Origin of the sequence: Kosakonia sp. SMBL-WEM22 (genome assembly GCF_014490785.1) — a bacterium.
Classification (GTDB): Bacteria; Pseudomonadota; Gammaproteobacteria; order Enterobacterales; family Enterobacteriaceae; genus Kosakonia.
This window is the reverse complement of the sequence record NZ_CP051488.1, coordinates 4,840,618-4,859,048: the sequence shown is the minus strand read 5'-3', so window position 1 is coordinate 4,859,048 and position 18,431 is coordinate 4,840,618. Positions and strand designations below refer to the sequence as shown.

The following is an 18,431-nucleotide window of genomic DNA, read 5'->3' as shown; positions in this document are numbered from 1 at the left end:
AGTAATTAACCTGAACGACGACGATTACGCGGCGCGCCACCACCACTACGGCGCGGACCATTAGCCGGGCGAGAACGCGTTAAGCGCTTCGGCGGCGGCAGCTCGCTGAGCAGCGCATCAGGGTTATATTTGCTGACCGGAATAGAGTGACCAATGTAGGTTTCAATTGCTGGCAGGTTCAGCGCGTACTCTTCGCACGCCAGGCTGATTGAGTTACCGCTGGCACCTGCGCGACCAGTACGTCCGATACGGTGAACGTAATCTTCGCAGTCGTCCGGCAGATCGTAATTAAAGACGTGCGTGACAGCAGGAATATGCAGACCACGTGCCGCGACGTCGGTCGCAACCAGAATATCGAGATCGCCACGGGTGAACTCATCAAGAATACGCAGGCGTTTCTTCTGCGCGACGTCGCCCGTCAGCAGGCCAACGCGGTGACCATCGGCGGCCAGGCTGCCCCAGATCTGCTCACAACGGTGTTTGGTATTGGCGAAAACAATGGCGCGATCCGGCCACTCTTCTTCAATCAGGGTCTGCAGCAGACGCATTTTCTCGTCGTTAGACGGGTAGAAAAGCTCTTCTTTAATGCGGTGGCCGGTTTTCTGTTCCGGTTCCACTTCAACATATTCTGCGTTGTTCATCTGCTCAAATGCCAGTTCACGCACGCGGTAAGAGAGCGTAGCGGAGAAGAGCATATTGAGGCGCTGATCGGTTGCCGGCATACGGCGGAACAGCCAGCGAATATCTTTAATAAAGCCCAGATCGTACATGCGATCGGCTTCGTCCAGCACCACGACCTGAATCGCGCCCAGGTTAATATGGTTCTGTTTGGTGTAATCAATCATACGACCGGTGGTGCCGATAAGAATATCGACGCCGCTTTCCAGCACTTTCAGCTGTTTGTCGTAGCCATCACCGCCATAAGCCAGACCCAGCTTCAGGCCTGTCGCCTGAGCCAGTGGCTCTGCATCAGCGTGAATTTGCACTGCGAGTTCACGTGTCGGCGCCATGATAATCGCGCGCGGCTGGTTGACTTTACGGTCTTCGATTGCCGGGTGAGAGAGGAGATAATGAAACGTTGACGTTAAAAACGCCATCGTTTTACCGGTACCGGTTTGCGCCTGACCTGCAACATCACGACCCGCCAGCGTCAGCGGAAGGGCGAGAGCCTGAATAGGCGTGCAATTATGAAAGCCTTTATTTTCAAGGGCTTCTATCACTTTTGGGTGCAGGGCGAAGTCGGAAAACTTCTGTTCTGTTAAATGTGTTTTGCTCATAGTGTGGTAGAATATCAGCTTACTATTGCTTTACGAAAGCGTATCCGGTGAAATAAAGTCAACCTTTAGTTGGCTATTGTGGCATCAACACGTTGCTGTTTTATGCTACACCAACATGCCAGGCTTATTCCTGTGGAGTTATATATGAGCGATAAAATTATTCACCTGACTGACGATAGTTTTGACACGGATGTACTCAAAGCGGACGGGCTTGTGCTCGTTGATTTCTGGGCAGAGTGGTGTGGACCGTGCAAAATGATCGCCCCGATTCTGGATGAGATCGCTAATGAGTACGAAGGCAAATTGACCATTGCGAAGCTGAACATCGACCAGAACCCAGGCACTGCGCCGAAGTATGGTATTCGTGGCATCCCGACCCTGCTGCTGTTCAAAAGCGGCGAAGTGGCGGCGACCAAAGTGGGCGCACTGTCCAAAGGTCAGTTGAAAGAGTTCCTGGACGCTAACCTGGCGTAATCCCAGACTCTCATCGGTGCGGCCAGCTATCCTAAATTGCCAGGATTGCTGGACGCCCGTCCCCTGGCGTGCTAATTTAGTTTTGACTTCGTTCTAAACATATCTATAGTTGTTTGAACCTTGCATTACCCCAATACTTCCCGCTGAGCATCTTAGCCGCGTTGAGAAGTAGACAGATTCCGGGCTTGTCGCTCATTCCGTCTTATCGTTTCAGTTCTGCGTACTCTCCTGTGACCAGGCACCGATTAGACATGAGTTGATGGCCGCTAACAGGCATGGATGACCCTGCCATACCATTCACAACATTAAGTTCGAGTATCACCCCGAGTTTAAGAACCCACACCATTATGAATCTTACCGAATTAAAGAATACGCCGGTTTCTGAGCTGATCACTCTCGGCGAAAATATGGGGCTGGAAAACCTGGCCCGCATGCGCAAACAGGACATCATTTTCGCCATCCTGAAGCAGCACGCTAAGAGTGGCGAAGATATCTTCGGCGACGGTGTGCTGGAGATTCTGCAGGATGGATTTGGTTTCCTCCGCTCCGCAGACAGCTCCTACCTTGCCGGCCCCGACGACATCTACGTATCCCCCAGCCAAATCCGCCGTTTCAACCTCCGCACCGGTGACACCATTTCAGGTAAGATTCGTCCGCCTAAAGAAGGTGAACGTTACTTTGCACTGCTGAAAGTTAACGAGGTGAACTACGATAAACCGGAAAACGCGCGCAATAAGATCCTGTTTGAGAACTTAACGCCGCTGCATGCGAACTCTCGTCTGCGTATGGAACGTGGTAACGGCTCTACTGAAGACTTAACCGCACGCGTTCTCGATCTGGCCTCGCCAATCGGCCGTGGTCAGCGTGGTCTGATTGTGGCGCCGCCGAAAGCGGGTAAAACCATGCTGCTGCAAAATATTGCGCAGAGCATCGCTTACAACCATCCTGACTGTGTGCTGATGGTGCTGCTGATTGATGAACGTCCGGAAGAAGTGACGGAGATGCAGCGCCTGGTGAAGGGCGAAGTCGTTGCGTCAACCTTCGACGAACCGGCTTCCCGCCATGTGCAGGTCGCTGAAATGGTTATCGAAAAAGCGAAACGCCTGGTTGAGCACAAGAAAGATGTCATCATCCTTCTCGACTCCATCACCCGTCTGGCGCGTGCGTATAACACCGTTGTTCCCGCTTCCGGTAAAGTGTTGACCGGTGGTGTGGATGCGAATGCCCTGCACCGTCCGAAGCGCTTCTTCGGTGCTGCACGTAATGTGGAAGAGGGCGGAAGCCTGACCATCATCGCGACGGCGCTGATCGACACCGGTTCGAAGATGGATGAAGTGATTTACGAAGAGTTCAAAGGCACCGGTAACATGGAGCTGCATCTCTCGCGTAAAATCGCGGAAAAACGTGTCTTCCCGGCGATTGATTACAACCGCTCCGGTACCCGTAAAGAAGAGCTGCTTACCACGCAGGAAGAGCTGCAGAAAATGTGGATCCTGCGCAAAATCATTCACCCGATGGGTGAGATTGACGCGATGGAGTTCCTCATCAACAAGCTGGCCATGACCAAGACTAATGATGAGTTCTTCGACATGATGAAGCGCTCTTAATTTAAATAAACCTCAGAAACGCCACGTTTTTACGTGGCGTTTTTCATTGGTGGGCTATACGCTATATGCACCAGGACAGGCATCGTCCGAGGCTAGCGGCACCCGAGAGGTTATTGATTTTTAAATACTCTGTCTGGTTGAAAAGTAAAAATAATATCCGCGAAAGACCTCCATTCTCCTTTTGTGGGTCATAGCTCTGTCGTTATACTGTCAGGATAAACATTAGCTGAGAGCATGCATTGTGAATCTACTCACTGCTTTTACTGAATTATTCAGTATTTTTTTGTTTACTATGCTTTTCTTATTTGTTGCGCGCAAAGTAGCAAAACGGATTGGTTTGGTTGACAAGCCCAACTTTCGTAAACGTCACCAGGGATTAATACCGTTAGTGGGTGGGATCTCGGTCTATGCAGGTATCTGTTTTACCTTTGGGATCACAAACTACTATATTCCTCACGCCGCTCTCTATCTTCTCTGCGCCGGCGCGCTGGTTTTAATCGGCGCGCTGGACGATCGTTTTGACATAAGCGTTAAATTCCGTGCCTCTGTTCAGGCTCTGGTCGCTGTCGTCATGATGGTGGTCGGTAAACTCTATCTCAGCAGCCTCGGTTACATCTTTGGCTCATGGGAAATGGTGCTTGGCCCATTTGGTTACCTGCTTACGCTCTTTGCCGTGTGGGCCGCGATCAATGCCTTTAATATGGTTGACGGGATTGATGGTTTGCTTGGTGGGCTCTCCTGCGTATCCTTTGCCGCGATTGGCTTCATTCTATGGTTCGATGGGCAATCAAGCCTTGCGCTGTGGTGTTTCGCCATGATCGCCGCCATCTTGCCCTATATTCTGCTCAACCTGGGCGCCCTTGGGCGTCGCTACAAAGTCTTTATGGGTGACGCCGGCAGTACGCTTATCGGCTTCACCGTGATTTGGATCTTACTGGAAACTACGCAGGGTAAAACTCACCCTATTAGCCCGGTGACGGCGCTGTGGATAATCGCTATTCCGCTGATGGATATGGTGGCGATTATGTACCGTCGCCTGCGTAAAGGCATGAGTCCTTTCTCTCCCGATCGCCAGCATATTCATCATCTGATCATGCGCGCAGGTTTTACTTCTCGTCAGGCATTTGTGCTGATCACCTTAGCCGCCGCACTGCTCGCTACTATCGGCGTGGTGACGGAATATCTTCGTCTGGTTCCAGAGTGGGTGATGTTGGCATTATTCTTGCTAGCGTTCTTTCTGTATGGCTACTGTATTAAACGCGCATGGAAAGTGGCGCGTTTTATCAAACGGGTAAAACGCAGAATGCGCCGTAACAGAGGTCATAAATCAACACTAACCAAGTAAAATCGGGAAAGCGATGATTCAACAAGCGTCGGAAACACCTTCAGCGGTTACGGAAAATGAACTGGATATTCGGGGTTTGTTTCGTACTTTGTGGGCAGGAAAATTTTGGATTGCTGGCGTCGCGCTGCTCTTCTCATTGCTGGCGCTAGTCTGGACCTTTTTTGCTCCCCAGGAGTGGGGAGCCACTGCTGTTACCGACCGACCAACCGTCAATATGCTCGGCGGCTACTACTCCCAGCAGCAGTTTTTACGCAATCTGGATGTAAAAGCAAACCTGACACCTGTAGAGCAAGTGTCTGTCATGGATGAGGCGTATAAAGAGTTCATTATGCAGCTTGCTGCATGGGATACGCGCCGCGATTTCTGGTCGCAAACCGACTATTACAAACAGCGTCGCGTCGGCAACAGTAAAGCGGATGCCGCGATGCTCGACGATCTCATCAACAATATCCAGTACACACCAGGCGATGTCATGCGTAATCAGAATGACAACGTAAAACTGATCGCTGAAACCGCGCCGGATGCGAATAATCTGCTGCGTCAATATGTTGCTTTCGCCAGCCAGCGTGCCGCCAGCCATCTGAACGATGAGCTGAAAGGTGCATGGGCCGCACGAACCATTCAGATGAAAGCGCAAGTGAAACGTCAGGAAGAGGTTGCCAAAGCTATCTATAACCGGCGTGTACATAATGTTGAGCAGGCGCTGAGAATCGCTGAACAACATAACATTTCGCGCAATGAGACCGATATTCCGACGGATGAGCTGCCGGATTCTGAACTCTTCATGCTTGGTCGCCCGATGCTGCAGGCACGTCTGGAAAACCTGCAGGCAGTGGGGCCGCAATACGATCTCGATTACGATCAAAACCGGGCGATGCTGAACACTCTCAACGTCGGCCCGACGCTGGATCCGCGTTTTCAGACCTATCGATATCTGCGTACACCGGAAGAGCCGGTGAAACGCGACAGCCCGCGTCGTGCTTTCCTGATGATTATGTGGGGAATTGTCGGTGCGTTAACCGGAGCTGGGGTGGCGTTAGCACGTCGCCGTTCGAACTAAACGCCGTCTGAGATGGGGGCGTTATGCCTCCATCCTCCAATTAAAGAGAATCGTTGTGAAAGTACTGACCGTATTCGGCACGCGACCAGAAGCCATCAAAATGGCACCGCTGGTTCATGCGCTGGCAAAGGATCCTGACTTTGAGGCAAGAGTCTGCGTCACTGCACAGCATCGGGAGATGCTCGATCAGGTGCTAAACCTCTTTTCTATCGTCCCGGATTACGATCTAAATATTATGCGTCCCGGACAGGGGCTGACCGAAATTACCTGCGGTATCCTGCAAGGGTTAAAACCTATTCTTGAAGAGTTTCGCCCTGATGTCGTACTGGTTCACGGCGATACCACCACGACTATTGCCGCCAGCCTCGCCGCGTTTTATCAACGCATTCCCGTGGGGCATGTGGAGGCGGGGCTGCGTACCGGCGATCTCTCATCGCCCTGGCCGGAAGAGGCTAACCGCACGCTCACAGGTCACCTGGCAATGTACCACTTCGCACCCACGGAGAACTCCCGGCAAAATTTACGCCGGGAAAACGTTGCCGATGAGCGCATTTTCGTCACCGGCAATACGGTAATTGATGCGCTCTTCTGGGTACGCGATAGCGTGATGAACAACCCGACGCAATATGAGGCGCTGGCAGCCCGGTACCCTTTTCTGGATAGCAAGAAGAAGCTGGTGCTGGTTACCGGCCACCGCCGGGAGAGCTTCGGCCAGGGCTTCGAGCAGATTTGTCAGGCGCTGGCGGATATCGCTGCCCAGCATGATGATGTGCAGATCGTCTATCCGGTGCACCTCAATCCTAATGTCAGCGAACCGGTAAACCGTATTCTCGGGCCGGTTGAGAATGTCTTTTTAATTGAGCCGCAGGATTATTTACCCTTCATGTGGTTGATGAACCACGCCTGGCTGATCCTCACCGACTCCGGCGGTATTCAGGAGGAGGCGCCTTCACTGGGGAAACCCGTGCTGGTGATGCGTGATACAACCGAGCGTCCGGAAGCCGTCGACGCCGGGACCGTAAAACTGGTGGGCACCGATCGCCAGCGCATACTGGATGAGGTTACGCACCTGCTTAATGACAATGAAGCATGGCAGACCATGAGCCGCGCGCATAACCCCTACGGGGATGGGCAGGCTTGTGGCCGAATTTTGCACGCACTTAAAAACAATCAGGTAACACTATGAGCTTTACAACCATTTCCGTGATTGGCCTCGGCTACATTGGCCTGCCTACCGCAGCGGCTTTTGCCTCCCGCCAGAAGCAGGTCGTGGGGGTAGATATCAACGCGCGTGCCGTGGAGACCATTAACCGCGGAGAGATCCACATCGTTGAGCCGGAACTGGATAGCGTAGTAAAAGCGGCGGTGGAGGGGGGATACCTGCGCGCCAGCACCACGCCTGTTGCGGCAGACGCCTACCTGATTGCCGTGCCGACGCCGTTTAAAGGCGATCACGAGCCGGACATGGCCTACGTTGAAGCCGCCGCAAAATCGATTGCACCCGTACTGCATAAAGGCGCGCTGGTGATCCTCGAGTCCACCTCGCCGGTTGGCGCGACGGAGCAGATGGCGCAGTGGCTCGCCGAGGCGCGCCCGGATCTGACTTTTCCCCAGCAGGCTGGTGAACAGGCGGACGTCAATGTCGCTTACTGCCCGGAACGCGTGTTGCCGGGCCAGGTGATGGTCGAGCTAATTAAAAATGACCGCGTGATTGGCGGCATGACTCCGCAGTGTTCAGCGCGCGCCAGCGAGCTCTATAAAATCTTTCTTGAAGGCGAGTGTGTGGTCACTAACGCCCGCACGGCCGAGATGTGCAAGCTGACGGAAAACAGCTTCCGTGACGTTAACATCGCTTTTGCTAACGAGCTGTCGCTGATTTGCGCCGATCAGGGGATCAATGTCTGGGAGTTGATCCGCCTGGCGAATCGCCATCCGCGCGTCAATATCCTGCAGCCGGGCCCGGGCGTTGGCGGCCACTGTATCGCGGTCGACCCGTGGTTTATCGTGGCTCAGAACCCGGATCAGGCAAGGCTTATCCGCACCGCGCGTGAAGTGAACGATCACAAACCGCACTGGGTGCTGAACCAGGTGAAAGCCACCGTCGCCGATTGCCTTACCGCGAGCGGCAAGCGCGCCAGCGAGGTCAAGATCGCCTGCTTCGGGTTGGCGTTTAAACCGAACATTGACGATCTGCGTGAAAGCCCGGCGATGGAGATCGCGCACGATATCGCCCAGTGGCACAGCGGCCAAACCCTCGTCGTCGAACCTAATATCGATACGCTGCCGGAGAAAATGGCCGCGCACAGCACGCTGGTTAATACCCAGGATGCGCTGGCGCAGGCCGATGTGCTGGTGATGCTGGTCGACCATAAGCAGTTTAAAGCGGTCAATGCCGCCACCATTTCGCAACCGTGGGTTGTCGATACCAAAGGCGTCTGGCGCTGAGGATAGAAGAGCATGGCTCTGCATGGCACGATTGAAGAGCTGGCATGGGAAAGCGCCTTTTTTGGTCTGCGCAGCGCGATCATTCGGCTGAATCCCTCCGCGCCGGCGCTCACTGGCGCAGATTTTGCAAAGTGGGAACGTCTGCAGGTGAAATTGCCCGCCACGCACACCCATCAGCTTGATGCTCTGCAACAGCAGGGTTTTCAACTGGTCGAAGGTGAGATCGATCTGCGACTGTCCGTCGCCGCACAGAGTGTCGATCCCATCGCCAGCGTGGCAGATGAAAGCGATATTTCCGCGCTGCGCCAGATGGCGGCAGAGATATTTGTCCAGAGCCGCTTTCGTGCGCCCTGGTATGCGCCCGATGCGAGCGGGCGTTTCTACGCGCAGTGGATTGAAAATGCGGTAAAAGGCCTCTTTGATCACCAGTGCCTGATATTCCGCGCACCGGACGATACTATCAGTGGTTTTGTCTCCCTTCGCCAGCTTAATGAGCATGAGGCGCGTATTGGCCTGCTCGGCGGACGCGGTATGGGAGAGAAATTGATGCAGGCGGCGTGCCAGTGGGCGCGAGCGCGGCAGTTAACACACGTGCGCGTGGCGACCCAGCTTGGGAATACAGCCGCGCTTAAACGCTATATTCAGAGCGGTGCGAACGTCGAAAGCACCGCCTTATGGTTATACAGGTAACGCTATGATCCCTTTCAATGCACCACCGGTAGTAGGAACGGAAATTGACTACATGCAGTCGGCAATGGGCAGCGGGAAGTTATGCGGCGACGGCGGTTTTACCCGCCGCTGCCAGCAGTGGATGGAGCAGCGTTTTCGCAGCGCTAAAGTTCTGCTGACGCCTTCATGCACCGCATCGCTGGAGATGGCCGCGCTGCTCCTCGATATCCAGCCCGGTGATGAAGTGATCATGCCGAGCTACACCTTCGTCTCCACCGCGAATGCCTTTGTGCTGCGCGGGGCGAAGATCGTCTTCGTGGATATCCGCCCGGATACGATGAATATCGACGAAACGCGAATTGAAGCGGCGATCACCGACAAGACGCGCGCAATTGTGCCGGTGCATTACGCGGGTGTCGCCTGTGAAATGGACACCATCATGGCGATCGCGCAAAAGCATAAGCTTTTTGTGGTGGAAGATGCCGCGCAGGGCGTGATGTCGACCTACAAAGGGCGGGCATTAGGCACCATCGGCCATATTGGCTGCTTCAGTTTTCACGAAACCAAAAACTACACTGCGGGCGGGGAAGGCGGCGCGACGCTGATTAATGACCGTGCGCTGGTTGAACGTGCAGAGGTGATTCGCGAAAAGGGCACCAACCGCAGCCAGTTTTTCCGCGGGCAGGTCGATAAGTACACCTGGCGTGATATCGGTTCCAGCTACCTGATGGCCGATTTGCAGGCCGCTTACCTGTGGGCGCAGCTGGAGTCAGCCGAGCGTATTAACCAGCAGCGGCTGACTCTATGGCAAACCTACTATGATGCGCTCTCCCCGCTGGCGCGCACCGGGCGCATTGAGCTGCCCTCCATTCCGGCAGAGTGCAGCCATAACGCGCACATGTTTTACATTAAGCTGCGCGACGAAGCGGATCGCAGCAAACTGATCGCCTTCCTGAAGGAGGCGGAGATTATGGCGGTGTTCCACTATATTCCGCTGCATGCTTCTCCGGCTGGCGAGAAGTTCGGTATCTTCCACGGCGAAGACCGCTACACCACGCAAGAGAGTGAGCGGTTGCTTCGCCTGCCGCTGTTCTACAACCTGGCGTCGGTCAACCAGCGGACGGTGATCAGCACGCTTCTGAGCTACTTCAGCTGATATGTCGCTGGCAAAAGCATCGCTCTGGACTGCCGCAAGCACGCTGGTCAAAATCGGCGCGGGCCTGCTGGTGGTCAAACTGCTGGCTATCGCATTTGGACCATCCGGTGTCGGGCAGGCGGGGAACTTCCGCCAACTGATTACCGTGCTTGGCGTACTGGCGGGCGCAGGGATCTTTAATGGCGTCACGAAGTTTGTGGCGCAGTCCCATGACGATCCCGCGCGTCTGCGCATAGTTGTCGGCACCTCATCAGCGATGGTGCTCGGGTTTTCAACCCTGCTGGCGCTGCTCTTCCTGCTTGCCGCCGCGCCTATCAGCCAGGGGTTATTTGGCCATACCCACTATCAGGGCCTGGTGCGCTTAGTCGCGCTGGTGCAGATGGGCATTGCCTGGGCTAACCTGCTGCTGGCGGTGATGAAAGGGTTTCGCGATGCAGCAGGGAATGCGCTATCGCTGATTATCGGCAGTATCATTGGCGTGCTGGCCTGGTCTCTCTGTTATCGCATCGGTGGCTATCAGGGGGCGCTGCTGGGGCTGGCGCTGGTGCCCGCGCTGGTAGTCATCCCGGCGATGATCATGTTGCTAAGACGCAAAGCGATACCGCTGCGTTTCTTTGCGCCGCAGTGGGATCGCGCCCTGGCAGGCCAACTAGGTAAATTCACACTGATGGCGCTGATCACATCGTTTACGATGCCGCTGGCGTACGTGATGATGCGAAACCAGCTTGCTGCCCACTACAGCTGGGACGAAGTGGGGATTTGGCAGGGGGTAAGTACGATTTCTGATGCTTACCTGCAGTTTATTACCGCCTCGTTTAGCGTCTATCTGCTACCAACGTTGTCACGGCTGGTGACGAAGCAGGAGATCTCGCGTGAAATCGGCAGATCACTGCGCTTTGTTCTCCCCGCCGTGGCGGCGGTGAGCCTCGGCGTCTGGCTGCTGCGCGATGTAGCGATCTGGCTGCTCTTTTCCGATAAGTTTATCGCCATGCGCGATCTCTTCGCCTGGCAGCTGGTCGGGGATGTATTAAAAGTGGGGGCTTACGTCTTTGGCTATTTAGTCATCGCGAAGGCTTCGCTGCGATTCTATATACTGGCTGAAATAAGCCAGTTTGCGCTGCTGACCCTCTTCGCGCGCTGGCTTATTCCAGCGCACGGCGCTGCAGGCGCGGCGCAGGCCTATATGGCCACCTACATTATCTATTTCGCTGTTTGTTGCGGCGTTTTTTTGATTTGGCGTAAAAAGGCATGACTGCACTGATTCACATACTGGGATCGGATATCCCACACCATAACCAAACTGTGCTGCGCTTCTTTAACGACCATCTTGCGGCATCGGGAGAGCATGCCCGCGAGTTTATGGTTGTCGGGCGCGACGAGTCGCAGCGGGCGCGCTATCCTGCGCTGACGCTACATTTTTATCCCGACAAAAAGAGTCTGGCAAAAGCGGTCATCGCCCAGGCGAAGGCGCAACGTCAGCAGCGCTTCTTCTTCCACGGCCAGTTTAATTTCGATCTCTGGCTGGCACTGCTGCAAGGGGCTATCAAGCGCGAGCAGTTTTACTGGCACGCCTGGGGTGCCGATCTGTATGAAGTCTCCCGCAGCCTGAAATTCCGTCTCTTTTATCCACTGCGCCGTTTAGCACAGCGTCGCGTAGGGCGTATCTTCGCAACCCGCGGCGATCTGGCGTGGTTTGCCGAACGTAACCCTAAGGTGCCCGGTGAGCTGCTCTACTTCCCAACGCGTATGGACCCGGCGCTGAACACCATGGCGGATGAACGCCCGCAGAGGGACAAGCTGACGGTTCTGGTCGGCAACTCCGGCGATGCGAGCAATGAGCATATTGCCGCTCTGCAGGCGATCCACCGACAGTTTGGCGATACGGTCAATATCATTGTGCCGATGGGCTATCCGGCGAATAACGACGCTTATATCGCGTCGGTACGCAGCGCTGGGCTGGCGCTCTTCAGCGCCGGAAACCTGCGTATTCTTGATGAGAAAATGGATTTTGATGCCTATCTGGCGCTGCTCGCGCAGTGCGATCTGGGTTACTTCATTTTTGCCCGTCAGCAGGGGATCGGCACGATGTGTCTGCTGATCCAGGCAGGCGTGCCTTGTGTGCTGAACCGTGAAAACCCCTTCTGGCGTGATATGGTGGCGGAAGGCATTCCTGTTCTCTTTACCGGCGATGCGCTGGATGAGGCGGTGATCCATGAGGCCCGCCGTCAGCTGTTAGCGGTGGATAAAAATGCCATCGCCTTTTTTAGCCCGAATTACGAAACGCTGTGGCACAAAGCGCTCCTTAACGCTGCGGGGATCAACGGATGAGCCCACTCGAATTTTGCGGATTGTTTGTTATCTGGTTGCTGGCGACGCTGTTTATCGGCACGCTCACCTGGTTCGAATTTCGCCGCGTACGTTTTAACTTTAACGTCTTCTTCTCGCTGCTCTTTTTGCTGACCTTCTTCTTCGGCTTTCCGCTGACCAGCGTGCTGGTGTTCCGCTTCAACGTCGGCGTTGCGCCACCCGATATCCTGATGCAGACGCTGCTGGCGGCGGTCTGCTTCTATGGCATCTACTATGTCACCTATAAAACGCGGCTGCGGGCAACCTCAACGCTTACGCCGCGACGTCCGCTTTTTACTATCAACCGTGTAGAGGCGCACCTGACGTGGGTGATCCTGATGGTCATCGCGCTAGTGAGCGTCGGCATCTTCTTTATGCACAACGGCTTTTTACTTTTCCGTTTGCACTCCTATAGCCAGATTTTTTCCAGCGAAGTCTCTGGCGTGGCGCTAAAGCGCTTCTTCTATTTCTTTATTCCGGCGATGCTGGTGGTCTACTTCCTGCGGCAGAATGCCCAGATGTGGCTCTTCTTCTTGGTTAGCACCGTGGCGTTTGGCCTGCTGACCTACATGATTGTTGGCGGTACGCGCGCCAATATCATCATTGCCTTCGCTATCTTCCTGTTTATTGGCATCATTCGCGGCTGGATCTCTTTGTGGATGCTTGCGGCGGCGGGCGTGCTCGGCATTGTGGGTATGTTCTGGCTGGCGCTGAAACGCTACGGGCTGGATGTGCGCGGCGATGAGGCGTTTTATACCTTCCTCTACCTGACGCGTGACACCTTCTCGCCGTGGGAAAACCTTGCCCTATTGCTGCAAAACTACGACAAGATCGAGTTCCAGGGGCTGGCACCGATTGCGCGTGACTTCTATGTCTTTATCCCTACCTGGCTGTGGCCATCGCGCCCGGGGATTGTGCTTAACACCGCGAACTACTTTACCTGGGAAGTGCTGAACAACCACTCGGGGCTGGCGATTTCACCGACGCTGATTGGCTCATTAGTGGTAATGGGCGGCGCGTGGTTTATTCCGCTGGGCGCGGCGACGGTAGGGCTTATCATTAAATGGTTCGACTGGGTTTATACCCTCGGCAACCGGGAAACAAACCGCTACAAGGCGGCGATCCTGCACAGCTTCTGCTTCGGCGCAATTTTCAACATGATTGTGCTGGCGCGCGAAGGGCTCGATGCATTCGCCTCCCGTGTGGTCTTTTTCCTCGCCGTTTTCGCTTTCTGCCTGCTGGCGGCGAAACTGTTGTACTGGCTGTTCGATAGCGCCGGGTTGATACAGCGTCGCGGTACGCGCGCGGTCAAACCGCTCTCCCAGTTGTAAAAAGGACGAAACATGACGGATAAGACGGCGGCACCGCTGTATGACCTGCGCGGCGTGAAGCTGATTGGCTGGCGCGATATGCCCCACGCGCTGGATTACCTCTTCGCAGACGGGCGCGTAAAGCAGGGCACGCTGGTGGCTATCAATGCCGAAAAGATGCTGACGCTGGAAGATAATGCCGAGGTTCGCGCTCTGATTAACGCGGCGGAGTTTAAATATGCCGATGGCATCAGCGTTGTGCGCTCGATACGCAAAAAGTTTCCGCAGGCGCAGGTTTCCCGCGTGGCGGGTGCCGATCTGTGGGAAGCGTTAATGGCACGGGCAGGAGAGTCGGGCACGCCGGTGTTCCTCGTGGGCGGTAAGCCGGACGTATTGGCGCAAACCGTGCAGAAACTGCGCGATCAGTGGCAGGTGAATATTGTCGGATGCCAGGATGGCTACTTCAAACCCGAGCAGTCCGAGGCGCTGTTTGCGGCAATCCGCGAAAGTGGGGCGAAAATTGTCACCGTAGCGATGGGCTCGCCGCGGCAGGAAATTTTTATGCGCGACTGCCGCCTCATCTACCCGGATGCGCTCTACATGGGCGTCGGCGGCACCTATGATGTCTTTACCGGCCATGTTAAGCGTGCACCGAAATTCTGGCAGAACCTTGGACTTGAGTGGCTGTACCGCCTGCTATCGCAGCCTTCGCGGCTAAAGCGCCAGCTCCGCCTGCTGCGTTATTTACGCTGGCACTACAGCGGAAAACTCTGAACTCTCCCGGCGGCGCAATGCGCTGCCTTTTTCCCTCCTGCTGCTCTTTAATTGTGCGGTGCTCGGATTTTTTATCGACATCGTTTGCCATTTCCGTCGTTTTAAGAAACCATTCGCTCTCTCCTTGCAGTGCCGCGCTGGTTTTGCGCCATCCCTTTCGCGGGGCGAAGCAGCATGGATTGCTATGGGGTGAGGGAAACTCATAACAATAACCCGCGACGCGGGCGAAGAAAGAAGCAAATACAACAGAGGATTTATGGCCGAAAAACAACCCGAACTTCAGCGTGGGCTGGAGTCTCGTCACATTGAATTAATTGCCCTTGGCGGCACCATCGGCGTTGGCCTGTTTATGGGTGCCGCCAGCACCCTGAAGTGGGCTGGTCCGTCAGTTCTGCTGGCCTATATTATTGCCGGACTTTTCGTCTTCTTTATCATGCGTTCGATGGGCGAAATGCTCTTTCTCGAGCCGGTTGCCGGGTCGTTCGCGGTCTACGCTCATCGTTACATGAGCCCCTTCTTTGGTTATCTCACCGCCTGGTCCTACTGGTTTATGTGGATGGCGGTGGGGATTTCGGAAATCACCGCCATTGGCGTCTATGTCCAGTTCTGGTTCCCGGATCTCGCCCAGTGGATACCGGCCCTGATTGCCGTTGGGCTGGTGGCGCTGGCGAACCTCGCGGCGGTGCGCCTGTATGGCGAGATTGAGTTCTGGTTTGCGATGATCAAAGTCACTACCATCATTGTGATGATCATTGTGGGTCTGGGCGTGATTTTCTTCGGCTTCGGCAATGGCGGCCACTCCATCGGCTTTAGCAATCTCACCGGGCATGGAGGCTTCTTCGCCGGCGGCTGGAAAGGGTTCCTTACCGCGCTCTGTATTGTTGTCGCCTCCTATCAGGGCGTTGAGTTAATCGGTATTACCGCGGGTGAAGCGAAAAACCCGCAGGTGACACTGCGCAGCGCGGTAAGCAAGGTGCTGTGGCGTATCCTGATTTTCTATGTCGGTGCAATCTTCGTTATCGTCACTATCTTCCCGTGGAATGAAATTGGTACCAACGGCAGCCCGTTCGTCCTGACCTTCGCGAAAATCGGTATTACCGCGGCGGCAGGCATCATTAACTTTGTGGTGCTGACTGCGGCGCTCTCCGGCTGTAACAGCGGCATGTACAGCTGTGGCCGCATGCTCTATGCGCTGGCGAAGAACCGCCAGTTACCGGCAGCGGTCGCAAAAGTCTCCAAAAACGGCGTACCGGCGGTAGGGGTGACCATTTCGATTATCATCCTGCTGATTGGTTCGTGCCTGAACTACATCATTCCTAACCCGCAGCGCGTGTTTGTCTATGTTTATAGCGCCAGCGTACTGCCGGGCATGGTGCCGTGGTTCGTGATCCTGATTAGCCAGCTGCGTTTTCGTAAGGTTCACAAAGAGGCGATTGCCAACCATCCGTTCCGCTCAATGCTCTTCCCATGGGCGAACTGGCTCACTATGGCCTTCCTTGTGTGCGTATTGATTGGGATGGGATTCAATGAAGACACCCGTATGTCGCTGTTTGTCGGCGTGATCTTTCTTGCTGCCGTAGCCCTCATCTATAAGGTCTTTGGCTTCGATCGTCGTGCGGCAACGCCTCAGGTGGGTGAATAAGAGACAAAGTGCGCAAAGCATAACCAAACGCGCATTTTTCTTCAAAAAAGCACTAGACAGCTGCCCCCGAAGTCCGTACTATCCACCCCCGCAACGGCGCTACGCGCCCGTAGCTCAGCTGGATAGAGCGCTGCCCTCCGGAGGCAGAGGTCTCAGGTTCGAATCCTGTCGGGCGCGCCATTTTAACCCGGCGCTTGAGCTGCGGTGGATCGTGAATTATCACGATACCGCGTGAACAGATTTACAGTGGTGGCTATAGCTCAGTTGGTAGAGCCCTGGATTGTGATTCCAGTTGTCGTGGGTTCGAGTCCCATTAGCCACCCCATTATTTAGCAGTAAAAAGTTTCGTGGCGATGCGAAGGTGGCGGAATTGGTAGACGCGCTAGCTTCAGGTGTTAGTGTCCTTACGGACGTGGGGGTTCAAGTCCCCCCCCTCGCACCACAACTTTGATTGAACAAAAAAGTCAAAAAGCAGTAAAACGGCGAGTAGCGCAGCTTGGTAGCGCAACTGGTTTGGGACCAGTGGGTCGGAGGTTCGAATCCTCTCTCGCCGACCAATTTTGAACCCCGCGTAAGCGGGGTTTTTTGTTTTCTGCGGTTCAGGTTTTCCTCATTTCCCTCTGTTGCTCTTCAGCAACATTCCCATCGCGCGTTGTCGCCTATTGGCTACATATAACCTATTGATTTAAAATAATTTATCTAAGATGGCGCAGATATGTCGTCCCACAGCGACACACTGTGGCTGCAAAGAGGTTTGAACGGATGTTTGCTGCCTGCTAACGGCATGAATATAGAGGTTTCTTAAAACGTTGCGTGATGTAACATTTCTTAATGCGGGGTTGGCACGCTATGTGCAATAATACATGGGTAGATGCTCATTCCATCTCTTATGTTCGCCGTCTGGCCTCATAAACCCAGGAATGACGCAGAGCCGTTTTATGGTGCTTATCGTCCACCGAGAGATGTCGCTTCGGCCTCATCAAACACCATGGGCATAACGTTGAGTGAAGCACCCATTAGTTGTCAAAGACCTGTTTTAACGCCTGTCAGTTTATGCTGACAGGCGTTTTTTTATGGCTGAAGAGAAGACTCGCGCTACAGACAAATTCTGTAACGCGAAGGGAAGGTTAAGCTGGGGGATTGTTCTGCAACGTTAACAGCAGGCCGTCACGACGCATCGTTGCGGCCTCTTCAGGCTGGCGCAGGCGGTCGAGACAGTCGGCGAGCCATGCGTAGTCAAATGCATCCGGGCGCTGTTTCAGCGCGGCGCGAAATGCGACCGTCGCTTCTTGCCACTCGCCGTGTTTCATCAGCGACTGGCCGAGCGTGCTCCACAGCAGCGGGCGATCGCCCTGGGTTTTGATCTGCTGACGCAGCACTTTTTCAACCTGTTCCGGGTTGTTGGTCTTCAGGCGCGGGATCACCAGCACCAGACGATCGTCATATTGTCGTTTCAGGCCGTCGAGGATGATCTCCTGCGCGGTGTCGTGATCGTCGCACTCAATTAAGTGCTCCGCCATGGCCACCTGCAGCGCTACCTGGTGGCGCGTCTTACGGCTCTGATTCTTCCACCAGCCCTTCAAGCCGTCGCTACCCTGATCGGCGCGAGCTTGATCCATAATGCCGATCCACGCCTGCTGTTGCAGCCTGTCGCGGTGCTCTTCATCGCCAACGTTAGCTTTCGCCATCGAAGGAGTGATATCGAGCAGCGATGTCCATGCACCGGTGCGAATATAGGCCTGTTCCGCCAGACGCAGCACTTCCGGATGGCGCGGCGCGATCTCCAGCAGTTTATCAACGCCATGGCGTGCAGCATGGTTTTCATTGCGCGCCAGTTGCAGACGAACGCGCGTGATTTCTACCGGAATCGGATCATTTTCTGCCAACTCAGCGGCACGCTGAAGATGTTGATTAGCGCGCATTTCATCGCCGCGCTGCTGTGCAGCTTCCGCTGCCAGCAGGTAGTTAACCAACGGCTGCTCTGCGTGATCGGCATTTTTCGACATCAGCTTCTCAACCTGCTGATAATCGCCTTCCGCCAGCTTCAGCAACGCCTGTTCCGTCTGCTTGCGCGCACGACGGCGCTTACGACCCATAAACCAGCCGCGGGTATGCGCACCGGTGCGGAAGATACGGCGCAGCAGCCACTCCAGTGCGAACATCACCACCAGCGTCAACACCAGTAAAATCACCAGACCGGTGACGCTGGTTTCAATGTTGTAGTTATCCGTCTGGATCAGCACATAGCCCTGATGCCCGGCGAGCATTGGGCCAAGCACAATACCAGCGAGAAGCAGTGCAAAAAGCAATAATACTTTCAGCATAA

General features: G+C 54.8%; 16 protein-coding genes and 4 tRNA genes. 18 read left to right on the top strand and 2 right to left on the bottom strand.

The annotated features are described in order from the left end of the window. Window positions 1-5 precede the first annotated feature (5 nt). On the bottom strand, window positions 6-1,277 hold the full coding sequence (gene rhlB, locus HF650_RS23450; RefSeq protein ID WP_187800571.1) for an ATP-dependent RNA helicase RhlB: 1,272 nt from the start codon (window positions 1,275-1,277) through the stop codon (window positions 6-8). Window positions 1,278-1,421: 144 nt separating this feature from the next. On the opposite strand from rhlB, the gene trxA reads away from it, so the two are divergent. From trxA to HF650_RS23360, 18 genes are all read left to right on the top strand, one after another. Continuing rightward, entirely contained in the window at window positions 1,422-1,751 is a 330-nt protein-coding gene (trxA, locus tag HF650_RS23445) for a thioredoxin TrxA (RefSeq protein WP_187800570.1), read from the top strand. A gap of 161 nt (window positions 1,752-1,912) precedes the next feature. Further along, window positions 1,913-2,011 (top strand): rho operon leader peptide, encoded by a 99-nt coding sequence (locus HF650_RS23440; RefSeq protein ID WP_124971653.1) that lies wholly within the window; start codon window positions 1,913-1,915, stop codon window positions 2,009-2,011. A gap of 87 nt (window positions 2,012-2,098) precedes the next feature. Next, window positions 2,099-3,358: a transcription termination factor Rho gene (rho, locus tag HF650_RS23435; RefSeq protein WP_023479599.1), complete on the top strand. Its 1,260-nt coding sequence runs from the start codon at window positions 2,099-2,101 to the stop codon at window positions 3,356-3,358. Window positions 3,359-3,599: 241 nt separating this feature from the next. After that, a complete protein-coding gene (wecA, locus tag HF650_RS23430) occupies window positions 3,600-4,703 on the top strand; it encodes a UDP-N-acetylglucosamine--undecaprenyl-phosphate N-acetylglucosaminephosphotransferase (protein ID WP_187800569.1) in 1,104 nt (367 codons plus the stop codon). A 13-nt stretch (window positions 4,704-4,716) separates the two neighbouring features. Continuing rightward, window positions 4,717-5,763: an ECA polysaccharide chain length modulation protein gene (gene wzzE / locus HF650_RS23425; RefSeq protein WP_187800568.1), complete on the top strand. Its 1,047-nt coding sequence runs from the start codon at window positions 4,717-4,719 to the stop codon at window positions 5,761-5,763. A 55-nt stretch (window positions 5,764-5,818) separates the two neighbouring features. After that, the gene (gene wecB / locus HF650_RS23420) at window positions 5,819-6,949 is read left to right on the top strand and encodes a UDP-N-acetylglucosamine 2-epimerase (non-hydrolyzing) (RefSeq protein WP_187800567.1); all 1,131 of its coding nucleotides are present in this window, start codon (window positions 5,819-5,821) and stop codon (window positions 6,947-6,949) included. After that, window positions 6,946-8,208 (top strand): UDP-N-acetyl-D-mannosamine dehydrogenase, encoded by a 1,263-nt coding sequence (gene wecC / locus HF650_RS23415; protein ID WP_187800566.1) that lies wholly within the window; start codon window positions 6,946-6,948, stop codon window positions 8,206-8,208. Before wecB ends, wecC begins: the two co-directional genes overlap by 4 nt. A gap of 12 nt (window positions 8,209-8,220) precedes the next feature. Further along, on the top strand, window positions 8,221-8,898 hold the full coding sequence (gene rffC / locus HF650_RS23410) for a dTDP-4-amino-4,6-dideoxy-D-galactose acyltransferase (RefSeq protein WP_187800565.1): 678 nt from the start codon (window positions 8,221-8,223) through the stop codon (window positions 8,896-8,898). A gap of 4 nt (window positions 8,899-8,902) precedes the next feature. Beyond that, complete coding sequence (rffA, locus tag HF650_RS23405) at window positions 8,903-10,033, top strand: dTDP-4-amino-4,6-dideoxygalactose transaminase (protein ID WP_187800564.1); 1,131 nt, start codon at window positions 8,903-8,905, stop codon at window positions 10,031-10,033. A 1-nt stretch (window position 10,034) separates the two neighbouring features. Beyond that, a complete protein-coding gene (wzxE, locus tag HF650_RS23400) occupies window positions 10,035-11,285 on the top strand; it encodes a lipid III flippase WzxE (RefSeq protein ID WP_187800563.1) in 1,251 nt (416 codons plus the stop codon). After that, window positions 11,282-12,361, top strand: coding sequence for a TDP-N-acetylfucosamine:lipid II N-acetylfucosaminyltransferase (locus HF650_RS23395; RefSeq protein WP_187800562.1), 1,080 nt, complete (start codon window positions 11,282-11,284; stop codon window positions 12,359-12,361). Before wzxE ends, HF650_RS23395 begins: the two co-directional genes overlap by 4 nt. Next, complete coding sequence (gene wzyE / locus HF650_RS23390) at window positions 12,358-13,710, top strand: ECA oligosaccharide polymerase (RefSeq protein ID WP_187800561.1); 1,353 nt, start codon at window positions 12,358-12,360, stop codon at window positions 13,708-13,710. The genes HF650_RS23395 and wzyE overlap by 4 nt, the downstream gene beginning before the upstream one ends. Before the next feature lie 12 nt (window positions 13,711-13,722). Beyond that, the gene (gene wecG / locus HF650_RS23385; RefSeq protein ID WP_187800560.1) at window positions 13,723-14,463 is read left to right on the top strand and encodes a lipopolysaccharide N-acetylmannosaminouronosyltransferase; all 741 of its coding nucleotides are present in this window, start codon (window positions 13,723-13,725) and stop codon (window positions 14,461-14,463) included. A gap of 256 nt (window positions 14,464-14,719) precedes the next feature. Next, window positions 14,720-16,105: an amino acid permease gene (locus HF650_RS23380; RefSeq protein WP_187800559.1), complete on the top strand. Its 1,386-nt coding sequence runs from the start codon at window positions 14,720-14,722 to the stop codon at window positions 16,103-16,105. A gap of 103 nt (window positions 16,106-16,208) precedes the next feature. Further along, a tRNA-Arg gene (locus HF650_RS23375) sits at window positions 16,209-16,285 on the top strand. Window positions 16,286-16,354: 69 nt separating this feature from the next. Next, a tRNA-His gene (locus tag HF650_RS23370) sits at window positions 16,355-16,430 on the top strand. 30 nt (window positions 16,431-16,460) lie between these two features. After that, a tRNA-Leu gene (locus HF650_RS23365) sits at window positions 16,461-16,547 on the top strand. Window positions 16,548-16,585: 38 nt separating this feature from the next. After that, window positions 16,586-16,662: transfer RNA gene (locus HF650_RS23360), tRNA-Pro, on the top strand. A gap of 570 nt (window positions 16,663-17,232) precedes the next feature. On the opposite strand, the gene hemY is transcribed toward HF650_RS23360, so the two are convergent. Then, on the bottom strand, window positions 17,233-18,429 hold the full coding sequence (gene hemY / locus HF650_RS23355; RefSeq protein ID WP_187800558.1) for a protoheme IX biogenesis protein HemY: 1,197 nt from the start codon (window positions 18,427-18,429) through the stop codon (window positions 17,233-17,235). Window positions 18,430-18,431 lie beyond the last annotated feature (2 nt).